We start from the raw sequence: 24,851 nt of genomic DNA on the forward strand, positions 1-24,851 counted from the left end.
TATCGCGGATCAATGTCTCATTGCTGCGACGGAGATTCAATGATGCACAACCTGAAGCGGGACGATACGCCCATGCCGGCCGTGATGAGCGACCCGTTGTCTGTCGCGGTCGAACTGCGCGATAGCGAAGCATTGGACCTTGTGCACCATGCCCTACGCCACAAGCAGGTCAAACTTGCCTATCAGCCCGTTGTGCAAACTGCCAATCCCGACCGTATGGCATTTTACGAAGGCTTGCTGCGCGTGCATGACAGTTCGGGCCGAGTGATTCCCGCAAAAAGTTTCATCGACGCCGTTGAAGATACCGAGCACGGGCGCATTCTGGATACGCTCGCGTTGGAAAAAGGGCTTGAGGTTTTGGCGGCGGAACCCGGTTTGCGGTTAGCGATCAACATGTCGGCCCGTTCCATCGCCTATCCGGGATGGAAACAGGTTCTGGACCGTGGATTGCAGGACAATCCTACACTGGGCGAACGTCTGATCCTTGAGATCACCGAGCGCACCGCGATCACGATGCCGGATCTTGTGCAGGTTTTCATGGCGGAACTGCAACAAAAAGGGATCAGCTTCGCACTGGATGATTTCGGTGCCGGGTTCACTTCCTTTCGGTATCTCAAGGACTTCTATTTCGACATCCTTAAGATTGATGGTGAGTTCATTCGGGGTATTCACCAAAACGCAGACAATCAGATACTGACCGAAGCCATGCTATCGTTAGCCCGGCATTTCGACATGTTCACCGTTGCCGAAAGTGTCGAAAACCATCTGGACGCGGCCTATCTTGCTTCGATCGGTGTGGACTGTATGCAGGGTTATTATTTCGGTGCCCCGACGATCAATCCTTACTGGCAAAAGGTGGCCTGATCCAAGCAGGTCAGCGGGTCGTACGGTCGCAAGCCGCGCGTGCGACTTGATTTCCTCTGCGATGCAGCACAGGATACGCCCAACATCGGTTCCATGCCTGAAAACCGTCCTTTCGCGGCACTATGAAGGCCTGGATTCGTCAGTTCGGAGGAAAAGGACCCATCATGACCAACGTTGTAATCGTATCCGCAGCGCGGACTGCCGTCGGCAGCTTCTCGGGCTCATTTGCCAACACCCCCGCCCACGATCTTGGCGCCGCTGTGCTTGAGGCTGTCGTTGCCCGCGCCGGTATCGACAAGTCAGACGTCAGCGAGACGATTTTGGGGCAGGTGCTGCAAGCCGGTCAGGGTCAGAACCCCGCACGTCAGGCGCATATCAATGCGGGCCTTCCTAAAGAAAGCTCGGCTTGGGGGATCAACCAGGTTTGCGGATCTGGCCTGCGGACCGTAGCCCTTGGCGCCCAGCATGTGATGCTTGGGGACGCAGCCATTGTTGCGGCGGGTGGTCAGGAAAACATGTCGCTCAGCCCCCATGTCGCGCATCTGCGCGCCGGTCACAAGATGGGCGATATGAAGTTCATCGACAGCATGATCAAGGACGGTCTGTGGGATGCTTTCAACGGCTATCACATGGGCCAGACCGCCGAAAACGTGGCCCAGCAATGGCAGATCACCCGCGATATGCAGGATGAATTTGCGGTTGCATCGCAAAACAAGGCGGAAGCGGCCCAGAAGGCGGGCAAATTCGCGGATGAAATCATTCCGTTCACGGTGAAAACCCGCAAAGGCGAAACGGTTGTCGATCAGGATGAATACATCCGTCACGGCGCAACCATGGAGGCCATGCAAAAGTTGCGCCCGGCCTTCACCAAGGACGGTTCGGTGACCGCCGCGAACGCATCGGGTATCAATGACGGTGCGGCGGCTGTGCTGCTGATGACCGCTGATGAAGCGGAAAAACGCGGGTTGGAACCGTTGGCGCGCATTGCCTCCTATGCCACGGCTGGTTTGGATCCGTCGATCATGGGGGTCGGCCCGATCCATGCCTCGACCAAAGCGCTGGAAAAGGCGGGTTGGAAAGCGCAGGATCTTGATCTTGTGGAAGCGAACGAAGCCTTCGCGGCGCAGGCTTGCGCCGTCAACAAGGATATGGATTGGGACACATCCATCGTGAACGTCAATGGCGGTGCGATTGCCATTGGACACCCGATTGGCGCGTCTGGTTGCCGTATCCTGAACACGCTATTGTTCGAGATGAAGCGCCGCGATGCCAAGAAAGGTCTTGCGACCCTGTGTATCGGCGGCGGTATGGGCGTGGCCATGTGTCTTGAGCGTCCGTAAGGCCGAAAAAACGTCAAAAGAAAAGGCGCCCGTGGGCGCCTTTTTGTTACGTTGCGGTCATGCAGAAAAAGTATATCTGCATTGCGGCAAAATCTTTGCGCAATAATATTGCGCAGCGGGTATGTAAAAGGTAACAGTGTTTCCATACCTAGATTCTATAACGGAGGATTACATGGCTCGAGTTGCACTGGTCACAGGCGGGTCGCGCGGCATTGGCGCGGCAATTTCCAAGGCCCTGAAGGCGGAAGGCTACGACGTGGCTGCCACTTATGCTGGCAACGACGAAAAGGCCGCGGCCTTCACCAAGGAAACCGGCATCAAGACATACAAATGGAACGTCGGCGACTACGCGGCCTCGAAGAACGGATTGGCGAAAGTCGAAGCCGAAGTCGGGCCAATTGACGTTGTGGTCGCGAATGCGGGCATCACGCGGGACGCTCCGTTTCACAAGATGACGCCTGAACAGTGGCAGGAGGTGATCGACACCAACCTGACCGGTGTGTTCAATACAGTTCACCCGATCTGGCCCGGCATGCGCGAGCGCAAATTTGGCCGGATCATCGTTATCAGCTCTATCAACGGTCAGAAAGGTCAGTTTGGCCAGGTAAACTATGCCGCGACCAAGGCGGGCGATCTGGGGATTGTTAAATCGCTGGCCCAAGAAGGCGCGCGGGCGGGGATCACCGCGAACGCAATTTGTCCTGGCTATATCGCCACCGAAATGGTGATGGCGGTGCCAGAGAAAGTGCGCGAGTCGATCATCGCCGGTATCCCTGCCGGTCGCCTTGGTGAGCCGGAAGAGATCGCGCGTTGTGTGACCTTCCTGGCATCGGATGATGCGCAGTTCATCAACGGATCGACAATCTCGGCCAATGGGGCGCAATTCTTCGTCTGATCATGCCGGGCAATCGCTTTTTCGGGGCTGGCTGAACAGGCTGGCCCCGTTTTCATGCGCAGGCGACCACCGAAGAATTGAACGCAGTTGCCCGAAGGTTTTGGCAACAGCGATTGCGCGTTCGGCATGTGCGCGGTCATATATGCGGCGAAGCTGAATGTCATTGGTCGCTGTTTCCAACATGGCTCTCTCCATCAGTTATTCTTTCCTGACCGACTATCTTATGTTTGTAATATTTGTACAAATGAGACTTTTAGCGAGATCAGTTTAGTGATACTTAACTGACATGGATGAACGCCTACCTCCTCTGACCGCATTGCGTGCCTTTGATGCCGCAGCGCGCCACATGTCATTTCAGCGCGCGGCTGCTGAGTTGAACGTCACACCGGCGGCCCTGTCGTTTCAGATCAAATCGCTTGAAGAGCATTTTGGCGCGCCGCTTTTCAACCGCTTGAATAGGGCCGTTGAGTTAACTGAAGCAGGGCAGGTCTTGGCCCCGGGAACATCCGAAGGCTTCGCAGCATTGACAGCGGCATGGCGCGCAGCGCGGCGCAGTGTCGAAGCCAATGTGCTGACCGTGACGGCTGGTCCTGCGTTTACGGCCAAATGGCTTGCGCCGCGCATGTATGCCTTTGCGCAGGACCATCCTGACATCGAACTGCGCTTCACGGCTGGCCTACGGATGATGGATCTGACCAAGGACGAGGTGGATGTCGCGATCCGCTTTGGGTATGGCCCGGACGACGGGCTGTTTTCGCAACCGCTTGAGCCTGAATGGCTGACACCGGTTATGTTGCCCGAGTTTGCCAGACGGTATTCAACGCCAGAGGATTTGTTGAAAGCACCGCTGATTCACAACAGTTCGGACGATTTCTTAAGCCCCCCGTGTGACTGGCCAGCCTGGTTCAGGGCTGTCGGCATAGACAACGCGCCGCGGATCTCGTCAAGTTTTTCGCAACCTGACCACGCCCTGGATGCCGCGTTGTCCGGGGCAGGCGTGGTGCTGGGGCGTCGTGCGTTCGTTGTGAAGTATCTGGCAGATGGGCGTTTGGTGGCGCCTTTCAAGATCGCGCTGGGGACGGCTGCAAAGTTCCGGTTCCTGTGCCGCCTGGGTCAGGAAGACCGGCCCGAGATCGCAGCCTTTCGAGAGTGGATATTGGCCGAGATGGCCAAGACGGCTTCCTGCGCGACGGACATGACCATCGTGCCGACTGATGGTCTTGCATGACGCGGGGCAAGGCGACAGCGACTGGCTTTGTCGCCGTATTGCTATGGTCGTTGCTGGCCTTGTTTACGGTGGGGACAGTGCCGGTACCGCCGTTTCAGTTGACGGCCATGGCGTTTTTCATAGGTGGCGCGGTTGGGTTGATCTGGATCGGCTGGGCGGGTGCTTTCCGGGTTCTGCGACAGATCAGCTGGCGCGTTTACCTGTTCGGCACGCTGGGTTTGTTCGGCTACCACGCGCTGTACTTTTCGGCTTTGCGCATGGCCCCGGCGGCAGAGGCCGGGCTGATTGCCTATCTATGGCCGCTGTTGATCGTCCTGTTTTCGGGGCTTTTGCCGGGCGAGCGGCTCAGGCCATTTCACATAATTGGCGCGGTCGTGTCTTTCATCGGCGCGGCGATCATCGTTTTAGGTGCTGCTGACGGGTTCGCGGCCGATGCGTTGCCCGGTTTCGGTTTGGCTTTTTTGTGTGCTCTGACCTGGTCTGGCTATTCTGTCCTGTCGCGCAGGCTGGGTAAGACGCCGACGGCCTCGGTCGTGGTGTTTTGCCTGGCGACGGCAGTTCTTTCGACCGGGGCGCATTTGCTTTTGGAAACAACCGCCTGGCCGACGGATGCACGGGGCTGGGTCGCCGTGTTGGGCCTTGGGCTGGGGCCAGTGGGGCTGGCGTTCTATGTGTGGGACATTGGAGTGAAGCAGGGCGACATACAACTTCTCGGCGTCGCCAGCTATGGCGCACCGTTGTTATCGACGCTTATTCTTATCGTTGCCGGTGTGGCAGAACCCCGACCATCATTGATCCTTGCCGGTGTTCTGATCACATTTGGCGCGGCGATGGCCGCGCGGGCCAGTTCAGCACGAAGCGCAGGCAACTGACCCGGTCTGATAGGCCCTAGGCGGTTGCGAGACGCTCAATTTCCTCTTTGAGCAGGAGTTTCTGCTTCTTAAGCTCAGAAATCTCGTGATCGCTGCTGCCGGGCGACCGCTGGATCGCCTCGACCTTTTCAGAGAGAACCTCGTGTTTTCTCCGCAGCTCTTCAAGATGCGAACTCATGCTCATGGCGTTCCTCCTCTGATGTATTTGGACATGTTTAGTGCACCACATATTTGGGGATTTGTCACTAAGAGTGAAGGCTTGCTGGTGAAAAAACCCGTAACAGGCGGAAATATCCGGCGGGTTCAAACAAGTGTTAACGCTGCCCCATCACGCAGTATGCCGGCAACTTCAGGAGTATAGTGCTCGCGGTCTGCCATGTGATGTGCCCCTTCATGGAGAACAAGCGGGGCAGCCAGTCGAAATGCCCCGCGTGAACCTTTGCGGGCCTGCACAATAACAAGCGATGCCGCCCGCCCGATCCGGGGACTAAGCGGCTTTGCCACGACGGACCCCAATCTGTTGTCCATCGCGCTCATAACTTCGGGCAGTCGCTCTGCGTTCTGGATCAGCGTCATGTAACCGCCGGGCAAAAGGCGGCGGGTTGCGTGATCAAGCCACGCTGTCAGGGGCGTATCCTCGCCCAATGCACCCTCGCGAATTGTGTCGGGCGAGGCAGTGCCCCGGTCGCGCCGAAAATATGGGGGGTTCATGATCACGTGATCGAACCGGTCTTGCCGCAGGTCGGCGGGCATATGTTCCAGATCGCCCTGATGCACGGTCAGCGGGATATCGTTTTGCCGGGCATTGTGCCGCGCCAGATCGGCATAGATGGCTTGCCGCTCAAGACCGACAAGGCGCAACCCGGCCACGCGCCGCCCAAGACAAAGACTTGCCGCACCTGCCCCACACCCCAGCTCCAGAACGGATTGCCCCGCTTTTGCCGGAACGGCGGCGGCCAGAAACACAGGGTCCACGCCTGCGCGATAGCCAGATGCGGGCTGGGTTAAAACCAGCTGCCCGCCCAGAAACGCGTCATTCGTCTGTTCAGGGGTGGAAGAACTCATCCGTCAGCCTTCATAGTCCACGCCATTGTCGCGCAGAATGGCGCGTGCACGGAACAGATCGCGTTCAAGAACCATCAGCCGCCGCGGCAGAATTCCGATCGAACCTTCCAGCGCGCTCATATGGACGTCCATCGCAAAGCAGTCTATATCCTCGCCATCAAGAAGGGCTGTGACAAAAGGGATCAAAGTTGGGTCTGTTGTCCGAAGAAGCTCTCTCATAGATATGGACTTAATGACAGGGCCGCGGCTTTGTCGAGCCGGATGTCGGGCAAGTTGACGGGAAGGTGATCATGCTGATCGAAGCAGCACATAAACCACACGAACGTTTGGGCGCGCACCTCAAGGACGAGATGGCGGCGGTAAACGCCCTGATCAGCCAGCGTATGGCATCGAAGAATGCGCCGCGTATTCCCGAAGTGACAGCGCATTTGGTGGACGCGGGCGGCAAGCGGTTGCGTCCCATGTTGACCCTCGCCGCAGCGAGGTTGTGTGGCTACAAGGGTCCGTATCACATTCATTTGGCCGCTACGGTCGAGTTCATTCACACGGCCACGCTGCTGCATGACGATGTGGTGGACGAAAGCGGCCAGCGTCGCGGGCGGCCTACCGCAAATCTGCTGTGGGACAACAAGTCCAGCGTTTTGGTCGGTGACTATCTGTTTTCACGCAGTTTCCAGTTGATGGTCGAGACTGGCAATTTGCGGGTGCTGGACATTCTGGCCAACGCTTCGGCGACGATTGCCGAAGGCGAAGTGTTGCAACTGACCGCTGCACAAGATCTGACCACGGATGAGGCCGTTTATCTGCAAGTCGTGCGCGGCAAGACCGCCGCACTGTTTTCAGCGGCGACCGAAGTGGGCGGCGTGATTGCCAACGCGGGCGAGGCGCAGGTCAAGGCGCTGTTCGAATACGGCGATGCGCTGGGCGTGTCGTTTCAGATCGTTGATGATCTGTTGGATTTCACCGGCGGCGAAGCAATCGGCAAGAACATCGGCGATGATTTCCGCGAACGCAAGCTGACGCTGCCGTTGATCAAGGCCGTCGCCAAGGCGGACGCGGAAGAGCGCGCCTTCTGGACACGGACAATCGAGAAGGGTCGCCAACAGGATGGCGATCTGGAGCATGCGTTGGCGTTGATGAACAAATATGGCGCGCTGGAAGATACGCGAGCGGATGCCATTGTTTGGGCGGATAAGGCGAAAGCCGCGCTGTCGGTGCTGCCGGACGATCCCATTCGCGACATGCTGAACGACATCGCCGATTACGTCGTGGCGCGGATCAGCTAAGGCAGGTGGGTGCTACCCACCAGTCTGGCTGTTGACCTGCAAGCAATCGGGCCGCATCTTGTGCGGCCTTTTCTGTTTCAAACAGGGCAAAACATGTCGCACCTGACCCCGACATCCGGGCAAGTTGAACGTCGGGCAGCGATGACAATGCGTTCAGGACGTCAGAGATCACCGGCGCGGCGGCGATCGCGGGGGCCTGCAGGTCGTTTCGCTGGTCGGACAGCCACCCGATGAACGCGTGCGTGTTAAGGCCCTGTGGCAGCCGTTTCGGCATCGGTGGGTTCACCTTGTTTTGCAGTGCGTTGAAGACGGCAGGCGTTGGCACCTCGACCCCCGGATTGGCAAGAACAGCATATAGCGGCGGCAAACCGGGGCAGGGGATCACATCCTCGCCAATACCACGCATCCGCGCGGCCTGACGCATCAGGCAAACCCGCACATCCGCCCCCAGTTCGGTGGCCCCGCTGGGCAGCCTTGTGTCACCGGTAAGATCCGATAGGGCAAGAAGCGTTGCCGCGGCGTCCGAACTGCCACCACCGATTCCGGCAGATGCCGGAAGGTGTTTGGACAGGATGATGTGAACCGGGATGTCAAAAAGCGCGGCTGCGCGAGCAACAAGGTTGGTGTTGCCCGTCGGAACACCTGCGGCGCGTGGTCCGGTAACCTCAAGCCGTGATGCTTCGGTGGGCATCACAGTGATCCGGTCACCGACATCCGCAAACATGACCAGACTATCCAGCAGGTGATAGCCATCCTTGCGTTGGCCCGTTACGTGCAGTGTCAGGTTCACTTTCGCGGGGGCGAACACCTTGATGATGGTCATTCGGCAGGATGCAGGGGGGCGGCCCCTTCTTCTTCCAGAACAACGTCCAGCCCGACTTCAAGCTTGCGACGAACGCGGTCGGGGTTCATTTCTTCAAGATCCGTATCATCGGTGACAAAGCTCTGGGCGCGGCTCCACTGAAACTCGGCCTCGCGTTTGCGTCCCACCGCCCAATAGGCATCACCCAAGTGATCATTCAGGATGGGATCAACAGGGATAAGTTCCACAGCGCGTTCCAACTGTTTGACCGCATCATCATAACGCCCCAAGCGGTAAAACACCCAACCCAGACTATCGACGATATACCCGCTGTCCGGGCGCGCAGCGACAGCGCGTTCGATCATGTCCAGCGCTTCGTCCAAATTATCGCGTCTTTCGACGTAAGTGTAGCCGAGATAGTTCAGGACGTTCGGCTCTTCCGGGCTTAACTCCAACGCTTTGCGAAAGTCAGCCTCGGCAGCGGGCCAATCATCAAGTTTGGTCAGGGCAATCGCGCGTTGGAAATAGGTGGCCCACTGGCCGGGCAGGTCTTCTGTAAACCCGGCAATGGCCTGATCATAGGCCAAGCGCGCCTCTTCATAGCGATCCAGTTGCATCAGCGTATCACCCAGGGCAACCCTGAACCGAAGTGTGTCAGGATAAGTGTCGGCAAGTGCGCTAAGCTCTTCAATGGCCTCGTCGAATTTATCGGACCTGCGCAGGACATCGGTGCGCCCTAGCGCGGCTTCTTGATACAAAAAGTTGCCCTTCGGCACACGGCCATAAGCCTCGACAGCCAGCTCATGGCGTTCCAACCGTTCCAGCAATCGTGCAGATAGCAGGGTTGAGACGGCATTTCTGGGGTTCAGATACTCCGCCAGACGGCTGAAAACCAGCGCAATGGTCGGATCGCTGTCGACACTGCGGCTTTCAGAGACGGCATAGAACAACTCCGCGATACCGTCATTTGGAGATGTAATGCCTGTGAACGGCAATATCTCGCCCGCTTCCAGTCGGGCAATGATGTCGTCAACCTCGGGATCGACCAGCGGAGAGGCATTGGCGTTCATAAGCTCCAGCGCATCGGCGTGGCGATCTAGCTGGCTAAGAACTTGCGCATAAGCCAAAATGCCACCGCGGTTCAGCTGTATCTCGCCTTCACTGCCGCTGAAAATGCCAGCTGCCCCCTCGAAATCGCCTACATGTGCTAATGCCAGGGCCTTCTGAAACTGTGCAAAGCTGCGGCTGTTCGGGTCTTTGGACAGGGCGTCGAAAATTTCCAGCGCCTGTGACATGCGGCCTTGCCCAAGACTGGCCCATGCGGTGATCATCTGGTCGACCACCCCGGCCACCGACACACCGCCTTCCAGAAGCGCAATCGATTCGTCCCAGTTTTCGCTGGCCAAGGCATCGCCCAGAAGCACCAGACCGGCCAATTGGTTGTCAGGATTGATCGAGGCCAGGCGCCGTGCGAATGGCAGGGCCTTGTCGACTTCGCCCATTGCCGTGTGCGCAACAACCAAACCTTCCAGAACGTCCGCGCGTTCGGGGTTGTCGACCAGCGCCCGCGTTCCATATTCGACCACCTTGGCGAAATCGCCCGACAGGTCGGCCTGACGCGCGGCTAGATACGGGCCTGCCGCATCCGCCTGTGTCGCAGATGGGGTGAAACCGGCAAGGCAGACGGCTGCTGCAATGGCCGCAACAAGTTGGCGAGAGGCGGAAGATCTAAAAGGCACCAAGGACAACTTTCTTGTTAGATGGCTTCGCGGGTCGAAGCGTTGAGAAGGAACCTAATCGGCAAGTACGGTGAAAACAATGAGGGGCGGCACATGGCCACCCCTCACTTTTACGTTTTTTCCGAGCTGAACGTTACATGTTCGGATAGTTCGGTCCATCACCACCCTGCGGGACGGTCCAGGTGATGTTCTGGCTGGGGTCCTTGATGTCACAGGTTTTGCAATGCACGCAGTTCTGGAAGTTGATGACAAAGCGCGGGTCTTTGCCGTCTTCCTCGACCACTTCGTAAACGCCTGCAGGGCAGTAGCGCTGTGCGGGCTCTGCAAATTCCGGCAAGTTCACACCGATCGGCACACTGGGGTCGGTGAGCTTCAGGTGGCAGGGCTGGCTTTCTTCATGGTTGGTCGCCGAGAAGGACACGTTGGTCAGCCGGTCAAACGACAGTTTGCCATCGGGTTTCGGATAGTCGATGACCGGGTAATCCGCCGCCTTGCCGGTGGCCTGCGCGTCGTTCTTGCCGTGCTTGACCGTGCCGAAGGGTGAAAAGCCCAAGAGCGACTGCACCCACATATCAAACCCGCCCAGCACCAGCGATGCGGTCAGGCCGAATTTTGACCAAAGCGGTTTCACGTTGCGCACCTTTTTCAGGTCTTTGGCGACGTCGCCGGTGCGCAATTCTTCCTCGTAATCCGCAAGCTCGTCGCCTGACCGGCCCGCGGCGATGGCCTTGACGGCGGCGTCGGCGGCGGCAATGCCCGACAACATGGCGTTGTGGTTGCCTTTGATGCGCGGCACGTTGACCAGCCCGACCGAACAACCCAACAGCGCGCCGCCGGGGAACGATGCCTTGGGCATGGATTGATACCCGCCTTCGGAAATTGCCCGCGCGCCGTAAGCCACGCGCTTGCCGCCTTCAAGCAGCGAAGCGATTTCGGGGTGATGTTTGAAACGCTGGAATTCCATATAGGGATACAGGTGCGGGTTCCTATAGTTCAGGTGAACCACGAACCCAACGAAGACCTGATTATTTTCAAGGTGATAGATGAACGACCCGCCACCGGCATTTTTACCCAAAGGCCAGCCCATTGTGTGGGTTACAGTGCCTTCGCGATGCTTCTCTGGGTCGATTTCCCAGATTTCCTTCATGCCGAGGCCGAATTTCGGCGCGTCGCGTCCAGCTTGCAGGTCATACTTGCCAATGATCTCTTTCGCCAGCGATCCGCGCACCCCTTCCGAGATGAAGACATATTTCCCGTGCAGTTCCATCCCCGGTTCAGTGTTGGGGCCATAGCTGCCATCTTCTTCCAGCCCGAAGACGCCAGCGACAACGCCTTTGACTTCGCCGTTGTCGCCATAAACCAGTTCGGAACAGGCCATTCCAGGGAAGATTTCAACGCCCAGTTCCTCGGCCTGTTCAGCCATCCAGCGGCATACATTTGCCATCGAGACGATGTATTTGCCGTGGTTGTTCATCAGGGGGGGCATCGGCCAGTTTGGCACGCGCAGATGACCTGCTGGCCCAAGCACAAGGAAGTTGTCTTTTTTTACCGGCACATTGATTGGCGCGCCCTTGTCTTTCCAGTCCGGGATGAGCTTGTCCAACCCGCATGTATCCAAAACAGCGCCAGACAGGATATGCGCCCCGACCTCTGACCCTTTTTCCAGAACGACGACGTTCAAGTCGGCGTTTTGTTGCTTCAGGCGGATTGCGGCAGACAGGCCAGCCGGGCCTGCGCCAACGATGACCACATCGTATTCCATGCTTTCGCGTTCAATGTCGCTCATTTTCTTTTCCCCGGATGGTCCGTTTCGCAAGATCGTTAGCTTGGCCCACCCGGCGGGTCAATCAGGACACTGCGTTACAAAGGCATTCCACCCGGGTTTTGGCTGGTTTTTTCGCCTGTTTGCGCTGACATTACCATTCGGCGGGGTCGCGCCCATTTGGAATGGCCTGACGGAATAATGCCGTTGCAAATCGCGCGTGTTTGCTAGACTTTCGGCGCAACCGGGTTGATTTCCCGTCACAATGATCAAGATGATACAATAACGAAGACTGCCAATGTGCTTGCGTACATTGGCCACGGCAGAACGATAGGTCTCATGGATAAGATACCGCTGACGCGCGCGGGTCACACTGCGCTGAACGATGAATTGAAGCTGCTCAAGACCGAAGAACGTCCGGCAATCATCCGTGCGATTGCCGAAGCGCGCGAGCATGGCGACTTGTCCGAGAATGCGGAATATCATTCGGCCCGCGAAAAGCAGAGCTTCATCGAAGGCCGGATTAAAGAGCTGGAAGGCGTGTTGTCGCTGGCCGAGGTGATTGATCCGGCGACCCTGTCGGGGGCTGTAAAGTTTTCGGCCACCGTGACGATCGTTGACGAGGATACGGACGAAGAAAAAACCTATCAGATCGTAGGCGAGCCGGAGGCCGATATTGAGAACGGCAAGCTGAACATCAAGTCGCCGCTGGCGCGCGGATTGATCGGTAAGGAAGAAGGCGACAGTGTTGAAGTGCGCACACCCGGCGGTGAAAAGGCTTACGAGATCCTGAAGATCGAATGGATCTGACGCCGCGCGTGGCGGACACGAGGGACAGGATGAACGACAAGACGAAAAGCGGATCCGCAAGTTTGGGCACAGGGCGCTTGAACGCCCTGAACGCACAGGTTCCGTCGTTGAGCGGGGGCGAGGTGATCGGCCTTTTGCTGTCCGGCCTGTGGCTGGCCGGGTGCATCCTGTTCTTTCTGGTCCTGGGCTTCGGCAGCAGCGATGGCGAAGGTCTGTCCCAACCCCTGCAATTCTTGATGACGCTTGTCGCCGTCATCATGCCGGTCGCTGTGATCTGGGTTGCCGTGGCCGCGCTGCGGTCGGCGCGTATCATGCGCGAGGAAAGCGTCCGCCTGAGCGCCGCGATTGATGCGATGCGGTCGGCCTATATCCAGCAGCAACAAGGGTTCACCGGTACGCCCGCTCAGGCGTCGAAGGTGGAACAGAAGCTGGAAGAGATCGCGCAGGTCAGTCGCAAGACTGAAAGCGCACTGGCGACGTTCACTTCGATCCGTCCGGGCATGCCAACGCTGGCCAACCCGACGCCGGTCAATCCCAGCCCGGCCATCACGCCTGACGTGACCGGACAGGCCACCGCGGATCAGACCAGCCTTGCGCTGGGCACACCCGTTGAAGATCTGAACCCGCCGCTGTCGGTCGAGGATTTCATCCGCGCGCTGCATTTTCCGGAAACCGCCGAAGACGCAGACGGGTTCCGCGCCCTGCGCCGGGCGTTGGATGACCGGCAGGTTGCGGGACTTGTGCAGGCCTCGCAAGACGTTCTGACCCTGTTGTCGCAGGATGGCATCTACATGGACGACCTGCGCCCTGACCGGGCGCGCCCTGAAATCTGGCGCAAGTTTGCCGCAGGCGAACGCGGGCGCGGCGTGGCCGCATTGGGCGGGGTGCGGGATCGCTCATCACTGGCGTTGACCGCAGGGCGGATGAAACAAGACCCGATCTTTCGTGATGCTGCCCACCATTTTCTTCGCCGGTTCGATCAGACCTTCGCGGGGTTTGAAAAGAACGCCTCGGACGCCGATATTGCGGCGCTGGCCGACACCCGGACGGCGCGGGCGTTCATGCTGCTGGGACGTGTGACCGGAACGTTTGACTAAGCCCGGCGCCCGCGCATCGCGATCGCTCCGGCCAGATAGCCCAGAACCGCGATGCCTGCGCTGATTGCCACGAACCACGCGATACTTTGTGTGGTCAACCCCCACAAGCTAACCGCAAGGGCAAAGGCGGCCAGCATGGTCAGCGCCGCACCTGCGACCAGCAGGATGGCCGGTTTCAATCCTTCGCGCCCCCGCCCCCGCCAAATCCGCTTCAGGGCATGAACCATGCGGCTCATGTCCGCTTGAATGGCCACCAGCGCGGGCACCACCAACAGCACAAGCACCATGCCGAACCCCAGCCCATAGGTCAGGGTGATCACGGTGGGTTTCAAAAACTGCGCCTGTCGCGAGGTTTCATACAGCAGCGGACCAAGCCCCAGCACCGTCGTCATTGTTGTTAACATCACCGGTCGCAACCGGTCTGCCGCCCCGTCGATGATGGCGGGTACCAACCCGCGTTCACGCGCGTATTCGTCGATGGTTGTCACCAATACAATCGAGTCGTTGATGATGATCCCGGTCATGCCGATCAACCCGACGACCGAGAACATGGACAAAGGCACGTCCCATTGGACGTGGCCAAAAATGGCACCAACCAGACCGAAGGGGATGATCGCCATGACCACCAGAGGTCGCGTCCAGCTTGAGAATATCCAAGACAGCGTCAGGAAGATGCCCAAGAGGACAAGGATCAGGCCGGATTTCGCGTCGGACAGGAATTCTTGCTGCTGTTCAGCCAAACCTCCCAGTTGGAAGGCGATGCCGAACTCCTCGGCCAGTTGTGGCAGGATTTCAATTTCGGTGGTGCGCTGTATCTCTTCTGCGCGTGCCGCATCGTTTTCGTCGATATCGCCGGTCACTTTGACCAGACGGATGCCGTTTTCACGCTGCACGCTGGCAAACCCGGTGCGCGACCGGACCGAGACCAGATCGGCAAGATTCACATAGGTGCCGTTGTCGGTGCGCAGTTGGGTGCGCTCCAAAAAGTCCGATGTCTGCTCTGACTCAGGCAGTTGGACGCGTATCTCGGCCGACCGTGTTCCATCGGGATAGCTGGCAGCCTCGATCCCGTTCAGACGGTTGCGCAGAACGCGCCCCAGCCCGTCGATGGTAAAGCCAAGCGCCTGCCCCTGCGCGGTCAGGTCAAGGATCAGTTCTTCCTTGTCATAGGACAGGCTGTCTTCCAGCCCCGACACTTCGGGAAAAGCCGACATGCGGGTGATGAACGCCTCGGATGCCGCTTTCAGCTGATCGGATGTGGCGCCATAAAGCTCAACATCCAGACTGTCGCCGCCCGGTCCGTAGCGGTTGCCACGGAAGGACAGAACTTCAAGCAATGGGTGGTTTTCAACGGCGTCTTGCAGGGCGGCGACAAAGGCGAATGCGCTGTAGGGGCGCAGGTCAGCGTCAATCAGCTCGACCGAGACCGAGCCAAGAAGATCGCTGTCCTTGCCGTCAACGCCGGACAGGCCGCGACCGGAATTGCCACCGATCTGGGCCAGCGCGTGCACCACTGGACTACGACCATGCTCCTGCTCGAACTCAGAGGCTGTTTTTTCGACAGCCGCCTGCACCAGACGCATCATTTCAAGCGTGTCGTCGCGCGTCGCGCCTGACACCATTGCGAAATTGCCCGTAACGGATGACCGTTCAGGTGCGTTGAAAAAACGGAAGGCCAGATCACCGCGAATGAAGATTGACGCCTGGCTGGCCAGAATCAAAAGCGTCATGGCGATCACCGGATAGCGGGCTTTGATCACCCATCCCATCACGGGGCGGAATGCGTGGTCACGCACAAAGCGAAACCCTTTGTTCACCTGCCTGGAGGGCCAGTCATACCAATGTTCCTTGGCGGTGTGGGTCAGGGCGTGCGCCATGTGGTGTGGAAGGATCAGGAAGCATTCGACCAGCGACGCCACCAGCACCACAATCACGGTGAAGGGAATATCCGCGATCATGTCACCAAACCGTCCGCCGATGGCGGTCAGGCCAAAGAACGCGATCACCGTGGTCAGGGTGGCGGAAAAGACCGGCGGGAACATGCGTTTTGCCGCATTCTCGGCGGCGTTCACGGGGTTTTCTCCCAATCGGCGGGCACGGAAATCCGCGTGTTCGCCCACCACAATCGCATCGTCGACCACGATCCCCAGAGTGATAATCAACGCAAACAGCGAGATCATGTTCAGCGTCAGACCTGACATATACATAAGGAAGATGGCCGTCGTCATTGCAACCGGAATACCCGCCGCCACCCACAAAGCGGTTCGGGCGTTCAGGAACAGGAACAAGAGTAACAGCACCAGTGCCAAACCCTGCATCCCGTTTTCAAGCAACATGTTAAGCCGAGCTGTGATCAGGTCGGAACGGGTGCGCACGAGTGAAATTTCGACGCCGTCGGGCAATGTCGGCAGAAGCTCTTCACGCACCTCTTCAACAATTTCCTGCATACGGATGGCGTCGCCTTGGGCTGAACGCGACACGTTCAACGCAATTGCCGCATCGCGGCCCACGAAATAGGATCGTTTGCGATCGACCCCCTCAACGTTCACCTGTGCCACATCGCCAACGGTCAGGTTCGATCCGTCGGGGTTGGAGCGCAAGACAATCGCCTCGATCTGGTCGGCGCTGCGTTTGGCAACCCCTGTGCGGACACGGGCCGCACCCGACGCAACATCGCCTGCCGGAGAGGCTGTTGCCTCGCCCGCGATGGCCTCGGCGATCTGGGCCATGGTGACATCGTTTTCAATCAGCGAAAGCGACGTGACCTCGACAACCGTTCGCGGCGCTTCGTATCCGCGTATGCCTGTGCGTGTTACACCCCGTTCAAACAGGCGTATGATCATCTCATCCGCGAAACGGCCAAGCTGTTCGATCCCGACAGGGCCAGAAATCACAACATCAGTCACGCTGTCGCGCCAGGCCCCGCGCCGGACTTGCGGGGTGTCGGCATCTTCGGGCAGGTCCGACAATTCATCCACCGCCGTTTGCACGTCGTCGGCGGCGCGGGCGACATCCCAACCGGGTTCGAACTCCAGCGTGATGCTCGCACTGCCTTCGAAGGAACGAGAGCTCACACTTTCCACACCTTCGACCGCCAGGAGGGCAGGCTCCATGACCTGCACGATGGCTTCGTCCACGTCTTCGGCGCCCGCGCCTTGCCACGAGGTCTGGACCGACACGCTTTCGATCACCACATCGGGAAAGAACTGCGCGCGCATGCGGGGATAGGCGAAGAGGCCAAGCGCGATCAGCACCACCAGCAGAAGGTTCGCCACCGTGGCGTGGCGTGTGAAATAGGAAAGAAGGTTCAACCCGCGGCCCATCTGCTAGTTCCCCATCCTTTTTTCCAGCCGTTCAAGTGTGTCAGCGGGCAGGGAGCCGGTATCAAGCTGGGCCAGAATACGCTCGCGCGCCTCGTCCGGCATTCGGTCGTTGCTTTCCACAAACGTGCGCAGCAGCGCGACCCGTTCGGGGGCAAGGGGGACCATCTTGGCCTCGGGTTCGGGCGCGATGCCTTCACCGGGGCGCACCGGACGGATGCGGATGCCTGCCCCTAGCGCCGGGGTGCGCTCGGTCACGATCTCTTGTCCTTCCAATGCGGTCGCGCGCACGATGACGTTGTTGTCCTGCCGCCGCAACAGGTCGACCTTGGCGCTGCTCAGGCGGTTCTCAGGCCCCAACACCAAAACCTCGTTCTGGGCACTCAACGCGGATGCAGGCAGCAGAACGGTGTCGGTCAGGGGCGGTTCGGCTACGTTGACGGTGACGAAATCACCCGGTCGCATACCGGGCGACGGCTCCAGCGTGGCAAATATCTGGCGCCCGGTTTGCCCTTCGCCCACATCCGCACTTTCGCGGTCGATCCGTCCGGTCGCGGTCAGGTTCAGACCAGCAGCGGCCAGCCGGACGGTGACGTCTGTGTTGGTCAGCCGACCATCAGGGCCAAGAAGCCTTGCATATTGGGCTGCTGACACTCGAAACCGCACCTCAAGCGCCGAGGGATCAACGATACGCCCGATCTTTTCGTTCGCCGTAACGACCCCACCGCGCAGCACGGTGACATCCGTCAGAATGCCACTGATCTCAGCCGTGATCAGTGTTTCATCAAGGCGGCGCTTGGCTTCGTCCTGTTGGATTTCGCTGCGCCGCAAAGCGGCTTCAGCCGTCGAGACGCGTGCCTGCGCAGTGATTACGGATTGCCGTTTTCCCAGCACCGCCTGTTGCGCAGCCGATGCGGCCAGTGCTGCCGTTTCGACCGCCGCTTCGGTTCCCACGCGGCGCTCCACCAGATCGCGTTGCCGGGTCAGGGCAGCTTCGCGCAAATCGGCCTGCCGCGTGGCATTGTCCAGATCATCACGGGCCAGTTCCAGCGCTGCACGCGCATCTCGCAGCTCTGCTTCGGCTTGTGAAACATCGGTTTTTGCCAGTTCCAGTGAAAACTCGAAATCGGTTGGATCAATGCGCAGAAGCTGATCGCCCTCGCGCACGGCGCCACCGGTTTCGAAATTCGCTGCAATCTCGGTGACAGTGCCGCCGGTCAGGGCGCGCACGTCCAGTGCGCGTCGCGATGACAGCTCGCCATAGGCGGTCAGCACAGGGGTCAGAGTTTGCGCCGTGACAGTCATGACATTGGCGGAAAACACCCGTTCGCTGGCGCTGGGCTCAGCGCTGTCGCGTTCGGCCCGTGCCTTGAACGCCGAGTTGACCATGCTGCCGGCCATCGCCAGCAAGCCGATGGTTAACGCCAGAAGGAACAACCCGGTCAGGCTGCGGCCCAGAAATCGCATGTTACTTCTCCACTGATCGCAAATACATCCTGTCCTGCCCTGACGTGGCAGGCAAGCGGCGCGTAGTCACAGTTTCGGCACGTCGACGGTGTGCACGCTGGTTACGTTTCAAACGAACGAGCTGATCATTTCCGTCGTTTGTGTTCGTCCAATCGCGGAAAAATTTCGACAAAGTTGCATGGCATGTGACGATAATCGAGCTGATGGACCAAAATTTCGTCCCAGGCATCCTTGCAGGCGCCCGGGCTGCCAGGCAGCGCAAACAGATAGGTGCCGTTCGCAACGCCGCCGGTGGCACGGCTTTGAACTGCCGAGGTGCCGATCTTTTTCATCGAGACGATAGTGAAGACCGTCGCAAAGGCCTCGATCTCCTTTTCATAAACATCGCGATGCGCCTCGACCGAGACATCGCGCCCCGTCAAACCGGTTCCACCGGTCGATATGACCACGTCTATGTCGGGGTCTAAAGACCAGGCGCGCAACTGATCCGCGATCTCGCCCCGTTCATCGGGGCAGATGCTGCGATCAGCCAGAATGTGACCAGCCTGTTCCAGCCGCGCGACCAACGTGTCGCCAGATCGGTCGTCATCCATCTGGCGGCTGTCCGACACTGTCAGAATGGCGATGCGGACCGGAATAAAGTCACGGGCTGCGGCGGCCTTGGGGGTGATGTGGGACATCGTCTGATCCTAGTTGAGTGTAATCCAATTGGGCGTCGGGCCAAGGTTCCAAACCTGTGTGGACCCAATCTGACCACGCGCACCCCACGCGTCGTGAATGTGACCGCAAAGAAGCCATTTGGGCGCAAGCCGAGTCGCAGCCTCCCATACGGCTTGCGAACCAAGAGACCCCAGGTCGGAATGCTGATCCGCCACGCCTTTGGGCGGCGAATGCGAAATCAGGATGTCGGCATGTTCGATGCTGACAAGCATTGCGCGGGCCGCGTCCTCGGTCAGGTCGAAGGAGTTCCATGGAATGGCAGGCGGTGGCGGGATGGCGGCGCCGATCCCGGCGATGGTTATGCCGTCGATCACGATGGTTTCACCATGCAGAACCGTGACATCGGTTCCGGCAACGGCTGCGCGCAACTCGTCTTCGGTCTCGTTGTTGCCGGGCACCATCACGGTCGGCACGCCAAGCGTGGTGAACGGGGCCAGAAACTCTGCCAGCCCTTCGCGGCGATGCGCATAGTCGCCAACGCCCAGCACCAGATCGGCCGTTATCGCAGCGTCGATCAGCTTTCGCGCCGCAACCTTGCTGAGATGCAGGTCGGAAAAGGCAAGGATCCTCATGAAAGCTCCCGCAGTTTCGCCTGAATGGCCAGAAGATCGGCCCAAGCCTCGCGCTTGGCGGCGGGCGTTCGCAAAAGATAGGCGGGATGCGTCATGGGCATGGTGGGTTTGCCCCATGCTTCCTGCCAATTGCCGCGCATCCGCATGATCCCTTTACGCCCCAGAACGGCCTGACAGGGCGTGTTGCCCATCAGGACGATCAGGTCAGGGGCGACCAGTTGCACGTGACGTTCCAGAAACGGCACCATCATAGCAATTTCATCGGGGCTGGGGTCGCGGTTGTTGGGCGGGCGCCACGGCATCACGTTGGTGATATAGATCGCATCCTTCGACAGCGGCGCGTCGCGCCCCATGCCGATGGCGGCGAACATTTTGTCCAGAAGCTGACCTGCGCGCCCGACAAAAGGCTTGCCCGCAATATCCTCGTCCCGGCCGGGGGCTTCGCCGATGATCATCACGCGTGCAGCCGGGTTGCCATCTGCAATCACGGTGTTACGTGCGCCGCGCTTCATTTCGCAGCCATCAAACGCTTCGATCGCGTTGCAGAGAGCTTCAAGGTCCGTGGCAGTTGCCGCGGCTTGTTTCGCCAATGCGGCATAGTCCTGACGCGGGGCTGCGGGTGGGTTGTTCGGTGTGGCCGGGGTTGGCCCTTTTGCCGCCGCGCTGCGAGGTTTTGGCATCGTTGGTTCAAGCGCATAGCGGTCAACAGGGGCGTCCCCGATCGCGTCGATCGCGCCCAGCTCGATATACCACTCCAGAAGCGCCTTTGCGCTATGCCAGTCTTGTGCCGATTCCATAAGCGACAGACTAGGTGTGCGTGCGGGGAAGGTAAACGCTCGGATGTGTTTTCCGGTTGCACAGGGGATGGACGTGAAGCCTGCCCGAACCTATAAGCACCTGAACACAGGACGGAGGCCCGTATGACATTCCGCCAACGCCATCTTCTGGGCATTGAACCGCTTCATCCAGAAGAGATTAAAACCGTTCTCGATTTGGCTGACAGTTATGTTGATCTGAACCGCTCGACCCAGAAGCGGTCTGATGTTCTGGCGGGGTTAACGCAGGTTAACATGTTCTTCGAAAACTCCACCCGCACGCAGGCGTCTTTCGAGATCGCGGGCAAGCGTCTGGGCGCGGATGTGATGAACATGGCGATGCAGGCGTCGTCCATCAAGAAGGGCGAGACGCTGATTGATACGGCGCTGACGCTGAACGCGATGCACCCGGATCTGTTGGTCGTGCGCCACCCGCATTCGGGCGCGGTCAACCTGCTGGCCGAGAAGGTGAATTGCGCGGTTCTGAACGCAGGCGACGGCAAGCACGAGCATCCCACGCAGGCGCTTTTGGATGCGCTGACCATCCGGCGCGAAAAGGGCCGTCTGCACCGTCTGACTGTCGCGATCTGTGGAGACATCGCCCACAGCCGCGTTGCCCGCTCGAACCTGATCCTTCTGGGCAAGATGGAGAACCGCGTGCGCCTTGTCGGCCCGCCCACCCTGATGCCCAGCCAGATCGACCAGTTCGGGGTCGAGGTCTATGACGATATGGAGGAAGGTCTGAAAGATGCCGACGTCGTCATGATGCTGCGCCTTCAGCGCGAGCGGATGGATGGCGGCTTTATCCCCTCGGAACGCGAATATTATCACCGCTTCGGGCTGGACGCCGAAAAGCTGGCCCACGCCAAGGATGACGCCATCGTCATGCACCCCGGCCCGATGAACCGGGGCGTCGAGATCGACGGCACCATCGCCGACGACATCAACCGTTCGGTCATTCAAGAACAGGTGGAAATGGGCGTCGCTGTGCGCATGGCCGCGATGGACCTTCTGGCGCGTAATCTGAAAGCCGAACGCGAAAACCGGGTCGAGGGTGTTTATGTCTGACCAAGAGTTCGAGCTGGAACCCCGTCTGGAAAACCAGTCCGGCCCCGATCTCGCACCGGGAGAGCGTCTTGTTGAGAGCTTCTCGGGCAACATGACGACCTATGTGAAAGAGCATGTGCTGCTTGCCGCGCTGGGCTCTGTTCTGATGTCCGGGATCTTGATTTACATGGGTAACCCGCATGCGTGGACTGGCATTGTCGGGGCCGTGGCGGCCATTGCGGTGCGCGGTGTCTATGTCGCGCGCGAACAGTTGGGGTTCACGTGGTATCTGACGAACCGGAGGCTGATCGGTCCGGGCAATCGGACGATCCTTTTGGACAATATAGACAAGGTGAATGTCATTTTCACCGCCGCGCAGGTGGTTACGATTGCCGGAGACAAGTACATGTTGAAATATCAAGCCGACGCGAAGGCCACACAGGCCGCGATCGACCGCGCACGCAGGGCATAAGGACCGCCAAATGACCACCACCTTCACCAATGCCCGCCTGATTGATCCCGAAGCCGGGACGGACGAGATTGGCAGTCTGACCATTGAAGACGGGTTGATCATTGGGGTCAACGCGGGCGAAGCGGGCGAAATCATCGACTGTGGCGGCAAATGTCTGGCCCCCGGCATCGTGGATATCGGGGTGAAGATCGGCGAGCCGGGCGAGCGGCACAAGGAAAGTTTCCGCAGCGCGGGCCTTGCTGCCGCCGCGGGTGGCGTCACGACCATGGTGATCCGCCCCGACACCACGCCATCGGTGGATACGCCCGAAACCTTGGCCTTCGTGGCGCGCCGTGCCAGTCAGGCTGCGCCGGTGAATGTGCACTCCATGGCCGCCCTGACCAAAGGTCGTGAAGGGCGCGAGATGGTCGAGATGGGGTTCATGCTGGATGCAGGTGCCATAGCCTTCACTGATTGCGACCATGTCGTTACTGACAACAAGGTCTATTCCCGTGCGATGACCTATGCGCGCTCGCTTGGTGCATTGATCATTGGGCATCCGCAAGACCCGGTGTTTTCCAAAGGAGCGGCCGTCACGTCCGGCAAGTTTGCCAGCTTGCGTGGCCTGCCCGCCGTTAGCCCGATGGCTGAACGCATGGGGCTTGAGCGTGATCTGGCCTTGGTTGAAATGACGGGCGTCGCCTATCACGCCGACAGCCTGTCGACGGCCCGCGCACTGCCTGCGCTGGAACGCGCGAAGGCTGCCGGTCTGGACGTGACCGCCGGCGTCAATATCCATCACCTGACCCTGAACGAACTGGACGTCGGCGACTATCGCACCTTCTTCAAGGTTAAACCGCCGCTGCGGTCCGAGGACGACCGGCTGGCTATGGCCAATGCGGTGGCGTCGGGTCTGATCGACATCATTTCCTCTATGCACACGCCGCAGGACGAAGAAAGCAAGCGTTTGCCGTTTGAAGAAGCGGCGTCCGGTGCGGTGGCCTTGGAAACGCTGCTGCCCGCGTCCATGCGATTGATCCATGCCGGGTTGGTGGACTTGCCGACGCTCTGGCGCGCGCTGTCCCTGAACCCCGCCCGCCGGTTCGGGCTGCCGGGCGGAGAGTTGGCACAAGGCACCCCTGCTGATCTGGTGCTTTTCGACCCGGACGCACCTTTCGTGCTGGACCGGTTCAAGCTGAACTCGAAATCCAAGAACACCCCTTTCGATGGGGCGCGGATGGAGGGGCGTGTGCTGGGCACATGGGTTGGCGGCGAACGCGTGTTTGGAGGCGATGATGCCTGAAATAACCACCTCGTTCCCCATGCTCGCGATGGTTGCGATCATGGGCTATCTGCTGGGGTCTGTGCCATTTGGCATCGTCATGGCGCGCGTATTCGGTCTGGGCGATCTGCGCCAGATCGGGTCGGGAAATATCGGCGCGACCAATGTGCTGCGCACCGGCAATAAACCCGCTGCGCTGCTGACGCTTCTGGGGGATGCGGGCAAAGGGGCGGCGGCGGTTCTGCTGGCTCGGGCGTTTTTGGCTGAGGATGCCGCGCAACTGGCCGGATTCACGGCCTTTCTTGGGCATTGTTTTCCCATCTTTCTTGGGTTCAAAGGCGGCAAGGGTGTCGCCACCTGGCTGGGCACTATGCTCGCGCTGTCATGGCCCATCGGGCTGGCTGCATGTGTCACATGGTTGGTGGTCGCCGTGGTGTTCCGCATCTCGTCTCTGGCGGCTCTTTCGGCGGCGATGTTGTCTCCGATCCTTGCGCTTGCACTGGGATTTCCGAGCTACGTCCTTTTATCGGTCGCGCTTGCGTTGTTGATTTTCCTGCGCCATCGCGCAAACATTGAGCGACTGATCGCCGGGGACGAACCCCGCATCGGCGCAAAGAAATAAACTGAACTGGGGACAGATCATGAGCTTCATGGAGTCAATTCGGACGTGTTTTTCGAAATACGTCACCTTTCAGGGCCGCGCGCAGCGGTCAGAGTTCTGGTGGTTCGTCCTGTTCGTGTTTGTCGGGCAGTTGGTGCTTGGCATGATCGACAGCGTTCTTTTCGGGACCGTAACGACGATGGAGGGCGGTTTTCAGGCGGAAACCAGCACGCCGATCCTGTCCGGTCTGTTCGGGCTTGCCACCTTACTTCCCGTGATCTCGGTCACGGTGCGTCGTCTGCATGACACGGATCGCAGCGGATGGTGGTATTGGCTCGCGCTGATCCCTTTGATCGGGATCATCATCCTGATCGTCTGGTATGCCAGCAAAGGCACGGACGGTGCCAACAAATATGGCCCCGACCCTCTGGGCGGCGGCGGTGGTTACAGTGATCCGCTTGAAGGAACCTATGCTGCGTCCTCGATCCCCCGCGCAGGCGATCAGGGCTAGTCGACCCGAAACACCTTATCCCGTGATGTCGCGCCTTGGATTAGAACAAGGCGCGATTTCGCAACCCCCAACGCCTGTGCCAACAGCTTGATCACGGCCTTCGTCGCCTTGCCGTCTTCCGGCACGGTTGTGACCGAGACGCGCAACTGGCCGTCCCGTTCTTCAACGAGATTACGCGCAGCCTTCGGTGTGACGCGGACCGTCAGCAGCGCACCGGATTTGGCCAGATGGGACAGCTCACCTTTTTTCATGGCGTCATCCTGTCGGGCAAGGGTGGACGACGCAAGCGCGCTGGGTCACTCTGC

General features: G+C 59.4%; 26 protein-coding genes. 13 read left to right on the forward strand and 13 right to left on the reverse strand.

From position 1 onward, the window contains the following. Positions 1–39 precede the first annotated feature (39 nt). The 3 genes from J3R80_RS03605 to phbB all read left to right on the forward strand — a co-directional run bounded on the left by J3R80_RS03605 (position 40) and on the right by phbB (position 3,099). Positions 40–864 (forward strand): EAL domain-containing protein, encoded by an 825-nt coding sequence (locus J3R80_RS03605; protein ID WP_275392392.1) that lies wholly within the window; start codon positions 40–42, stop codon positions 862–864. A gap of 164 nt (positions 865–1,028) precedes the next feature. Continuing rightward, positions 1,029–2,204 carry an acetyl-CoA C-acetyltransferase gene (locus tag J3R80_RS03610; RefSeq protein WP_275392393.1) on the forward strand — a complete coding sequence of 392 codons (1,176 nt, stop codon included), beginning with the start codon at positions 1,029–1,031 and terminating at the stop codon, positions 2,202–2,204. 172 nt (positions 2,205–2,376) lie between these two features. Further along, on the forward strand, positions 2,377–3,099 hold the full coding sequence (gene phbB, locus J3R80_RS03615; protein ID WP_275392394.1) for an acetoacetyl-CoA reductase: 723 nt from the start codon (positions 2,377–2,379) through the stop codon (positions 3,097–3,099). Here the strand turns inward: phbB and J3R80_RS03620 are convergent, their stop codons facing one another. Then, entirely contained in the window at positions 3,100–3,282 is a 183-nt protein-coding gene (locus tag J3R80_RS03620) for a hypothetical protein (RefSeq protein ID WP_275392395.1), read from the reverse strand. 103 nt (positions 3,283–3,385) lie between these two features. On the opposite strand from J3R80_RS03620, the gene gcvA reads away from it, so the two are divergent. After that, on the forward strand, positions 3,386–4,327 hold the full coding sequence (gene gcvA, locus J3R80_RS03625) for a transcriptional regulator GcvA (protein ID WP_275392396.1): 942 nt from the start codon (positions 3,386–3,388) through the stop codon (positions 4,325–4,327). Then, complete coding sequence (locus J3R80_RS03630) at positions 4,324–5,199, forward strand: EamA family transporter (RefSeq protein WP_275392398.1); 876 nt, start codon at positions 4,324–4,326, stop codon at positions 5,197–5,199. Before gcvA ends, J3R80_RS03630 begins: the two co-directional genes overlap by 4 nt. A 16-nt stretch (positions 5,200–5,215) precedes the next feature. On the opposite strand, the gene J3R80_RS03635 is transcribed toward J3R80_RS03630, so the two are convergent. The 3 genes from J3R80_RS03635 to J3R80_RS03645 form a co-directional block, all read right to left on the reverse strand. Beyond that, positions 5,216–5,383, reverse strand: a complete 168-nt coding sequence (locus J3R80_RS03635) for a DUF465 domain-containing protein (protein WP_248368874.1) — start codon at positions 5,381–5,383, stop codon at positions 5,216–5,218. A 119-nt stretch (positions 5,384–5,502) separates the two neighbouring features. Continuing rightward, a complete protein-coding gene (locus tag J3R80_RS03640) occupies positions 5,503–6,264 on the reverse strand; it encodes a methyltransferase (protein WP_275392399.1) in 762 nt (253 codons plus the stop codon). Between the two features lie 3 nt (positions 6,265–6,267). Further along, complete coding sequence (locus J3R80_RS03645) at positions 6,268–6,483, reverse strand: DUF2007 domain-containing protein (protein WP_275392400.1); 216 nt, start codon at positions 6,481–6,483, stop codon at positions 6,268–6,270. Positions 6,484–6,554: 71 nt separating this feature from the next. On the opposite strand from J3R80_RS03645, the gene J3R80_RS03650 reads away from it, so the two are divergent. Further along, positions 6,555–7,550: a polyprenyl synthetase family protein gene (locus J3R80_RS03650; protein WP_275392401.1), complete on the forward strand. Its 996-nt coding sequence runs from the start codon at positions 6,555–6,557 to the stop codon at positions 7,548–7,550. Here J3R80_RS03650 and J3R80_RS03655 read toward each other — a convergent pair. From J3R80_RS03655 to J3R80_RS03665, 3 genes are all read right to left on the reverse strand, one after another. Continuing rightward, on the reverse strand, positions 7,543–8,373 hold the full coding sequence (locus tag J3R80_RS03655) for a 4-(cytidine 5'-diphospho)-2-C-methyl-D-erythritol kinase (RefSeq protein ID WP_275392402.1): 831 nt from the start codon (positions 8,371–8,373) through the stop codon (positions 7,543–7,545). The two genes, J3R80_RS03650 and J3R80_RS03655, sit on opposite strands and share 8 nt — an antisense overlap. Next, entirely contained in the window at positions 8,370–10,091 is a 1,722-nt protein-coding gene (locus J3R80_RS03660; RefSeq protein ID WP_275392771.1) for a tetratricopeptide repeat protein, read from the reverse strand. The genes J3R80_RS03655 and J3R80_RS03660 overlap by 4 nt, the downstream gene beginning before the upstream one ends. Positions 10,092–10,224: 133 nt before the next feature. Further along, positions 10,225–11,877 carry an electron transfer flavoprotein-ubiquinone oxidoreductase gene (locus tag J3R80_RS03665; RefSeq protein ID WP_275392403.1) on the reverse strand — a complete coding sequence of 551 codons (1,653 nt, stop codon included), beginning with the start codon at positions 11,875–11,877 and terminating at the stop codon, positions 10,225–10,227. Between the two features lie 315 nt (positions 11,878–12,192). Here J3R80_RS03665 and greA point away from each other — a divergent pair, with 315 nt between their 5' ends. Together greA and J3R80_RS03675 are read left to right on the forward strand one after the other, a co-directional pair. After that, positions 12,193–12,663, forward strand: a complete 471-nt coding sequence (gene greA, locus J3R80_RS03670; RefSeq protein WP_191286023.1) for a transcription elongation factor GreA — start codon at positions 12,193–12,195, stop codon at positions 12,661–12,663. Between the two features lie 29 nt (positions 12,664–12,692). After that, on the forward strand, positions 12,693–13,760 hold the full coding sequence (locus J3R80_RS03675; protein ID WP_275392404.1) for a hypothetical protein: 1,068 nt from the start codon (positions 12,693–12,695) through the stop codon (positions 13,758–13,760). On the opposite strand, the gene J3R80_RS03680 is transcribed toward J3R80_RS03675, so the two are convergent. The 5 genes from J3R80_RS03680 to J3R80_RS03700 all read right to left on the reverse strand — a co-directional run bounded on the left by J3R80_RS03680 (position 13,757) and on the right by J3R80_RS03700 (position 20,636). Continuing rightward, entirely contained in the window at positions 13,757–17,083 is a 3,327-nt protein-coding gene (locus J3R80_RS03680) for an efflux RND transporter permease subunit (protein ID WP_275392405.1), read from the reverse strand. The two genes, J3R80_RS03675 and J3R80_RS03680, sit on opposite strands and share 4 nt — an antisense overlap. A 3-nt stretch (positions 17,084–17,086) precedes the next feature. Then, a complete protein-coding gene (locus J3R80_RS03685) occupies positions 17,087–18,547 on the reverse strand; it encodes an HlyD family efflux transporter periplasmic adaptor subunit (RefSeq protein ID WP_275392407.1) in 1,461 nt (486 codons plus the stop codon). 125 nt (positions 18,548–18,672) lie between these two features. Then, positions 18,673–19,227: a molybdenum cofactor biosynthesis protein B gene (gene moaB, locus J3R80_RS03690; RefSeq protein WP_275392408.1), complete on the reverse strand. Its 555-nt coding sequence runs from the start codon at positions 19,225–19,227 to the stop codon at positions 18,673–18,675. Positions 19,228–19,236: 9 nt separating this feature from the next. After that, positions 19,237–19,839, reverse strand: a complete 603-nt coding sequence (locus tag J3R80_RS03695) for a metallophosphoesterase (RefSeq protein ID WP_275392409.1) — start codon at positions 19,837–19,839, stop codon at positions 19,237–19,239. Beyond that, the gene (locus tag J3R80_RS03700) at positions 19,836–20,636 is read right to left on the reverse strand and encodes a uracil-DNA glycosylase (protein ID WP_275392410.1); all 801 of its coding nucleotides are present in this window, start codon (positions 20,634–20,636) and stop codon (positions 19,836–19,838) included. The genes J3R80_RS03695 and J3R80_RS03700 overlap by 4 nt, the downstream gene beginning before the upstream one ends. Positions 20,637–20,759: 123 nt before the next feature. Here J3R80_RS03700 and J3R80_RS03705 point away from each other — a divergent pair, with 123 nt between their 5' ends. The 5 genes from J3R80_RS03705 to J3R80_RS03725 are packed head-to-tail and all read left to right on the forward strand — an operon-like array spanning position 20,760 to position 24,546. Next, entirely contained in the window at positions 20,760–21,722 is a 963-nt protein-coding gene (locus J3R80_RS03705; protein WP_275392411.1) for an aspartate carbamoyltransferase catalytic subunit, read from the forward strand. Continuing rightward, complete coding sequence (locus J3R80_RS03710; protein ID WP_275392412.1) at positions 21,715–22,173, forward strand: hypothetical protein; 459 nt, start codon at positions 21,715–21,717, stop codon at positions 22,171–22,173. The genes J3R80_RS03705 and J3R80_RS03710 overlap by 8 nt, the downstream gene beginning before the upstream one ends. A 10-nt stretch (positions 22,174–22,183) precedes the next feature. Continuing rightward, positions 22,184–23,455: a dihydroorotase gene (gene pyrC / locus J3R80_RS03715; protein ID WP_275392413.1), complete on the forward strand. Its 1,272-nt coding sequence runs from the start codon at positions 22,184–22,186 to the stop codon at positions 23,453–23,455. Then, positions 23,445–24,056 carry a glycerol-3-phosphate 1-O-acyltransferase PlsY gene (plsY, locus tag J3R80_RS03720; RefSeq protein ID WP_275392414.1) on the forward strand — a complete coding sequence of 204 codons (612 nt, stop codon included), beginning with the start codon at positions 23,445–23,447 and terminating at the stop codon, positions 24,054–24,056. Before pyrC ends, plsY begins: the two co-directional genes overlap by 11 nt. 19 nt (positions 24,057–24,075) lie before the next feature. Beyond that, complete coding sequence (locus J3R80_RS03725) at positions 24,076–24,546, forward strand: DUF805 domain-containing protein (RefSeq protein WP_275392415.1); 471 nt, start codon at positions 24,076–24,078, stop codon at positions 24,544–24,546. Here J3R80_RS03725 and J3R80_RS03730 read toward each other — a convergent pair. Further along, positions 24,543–24,797: a DUF167 domain-containing protein gene (locus J3R80_RS03730; protein WP_275392416.1), complete on the reverse strand. Its 255-nt coding sequence runs from the start codon at positions 24,795–24,797 to the stop codon at positions 24,543–24,545. The genes J3R80_RS03725 and J3R80_RS03730 overlap by 4 nt on opposite strands. Positions 24,798–24,851: the final 54 nt, after the last annotated feature.

The sequence above is a fragment of the Aliiroseovarius sp. Z3 genome, assembly GCF_029105185.1.
GTDB lineage: Bacteria > Pseudomonadota > Alphaproteobacteria > Rhodobacterales > Rhodobacteraceae > Aliiroseovarius.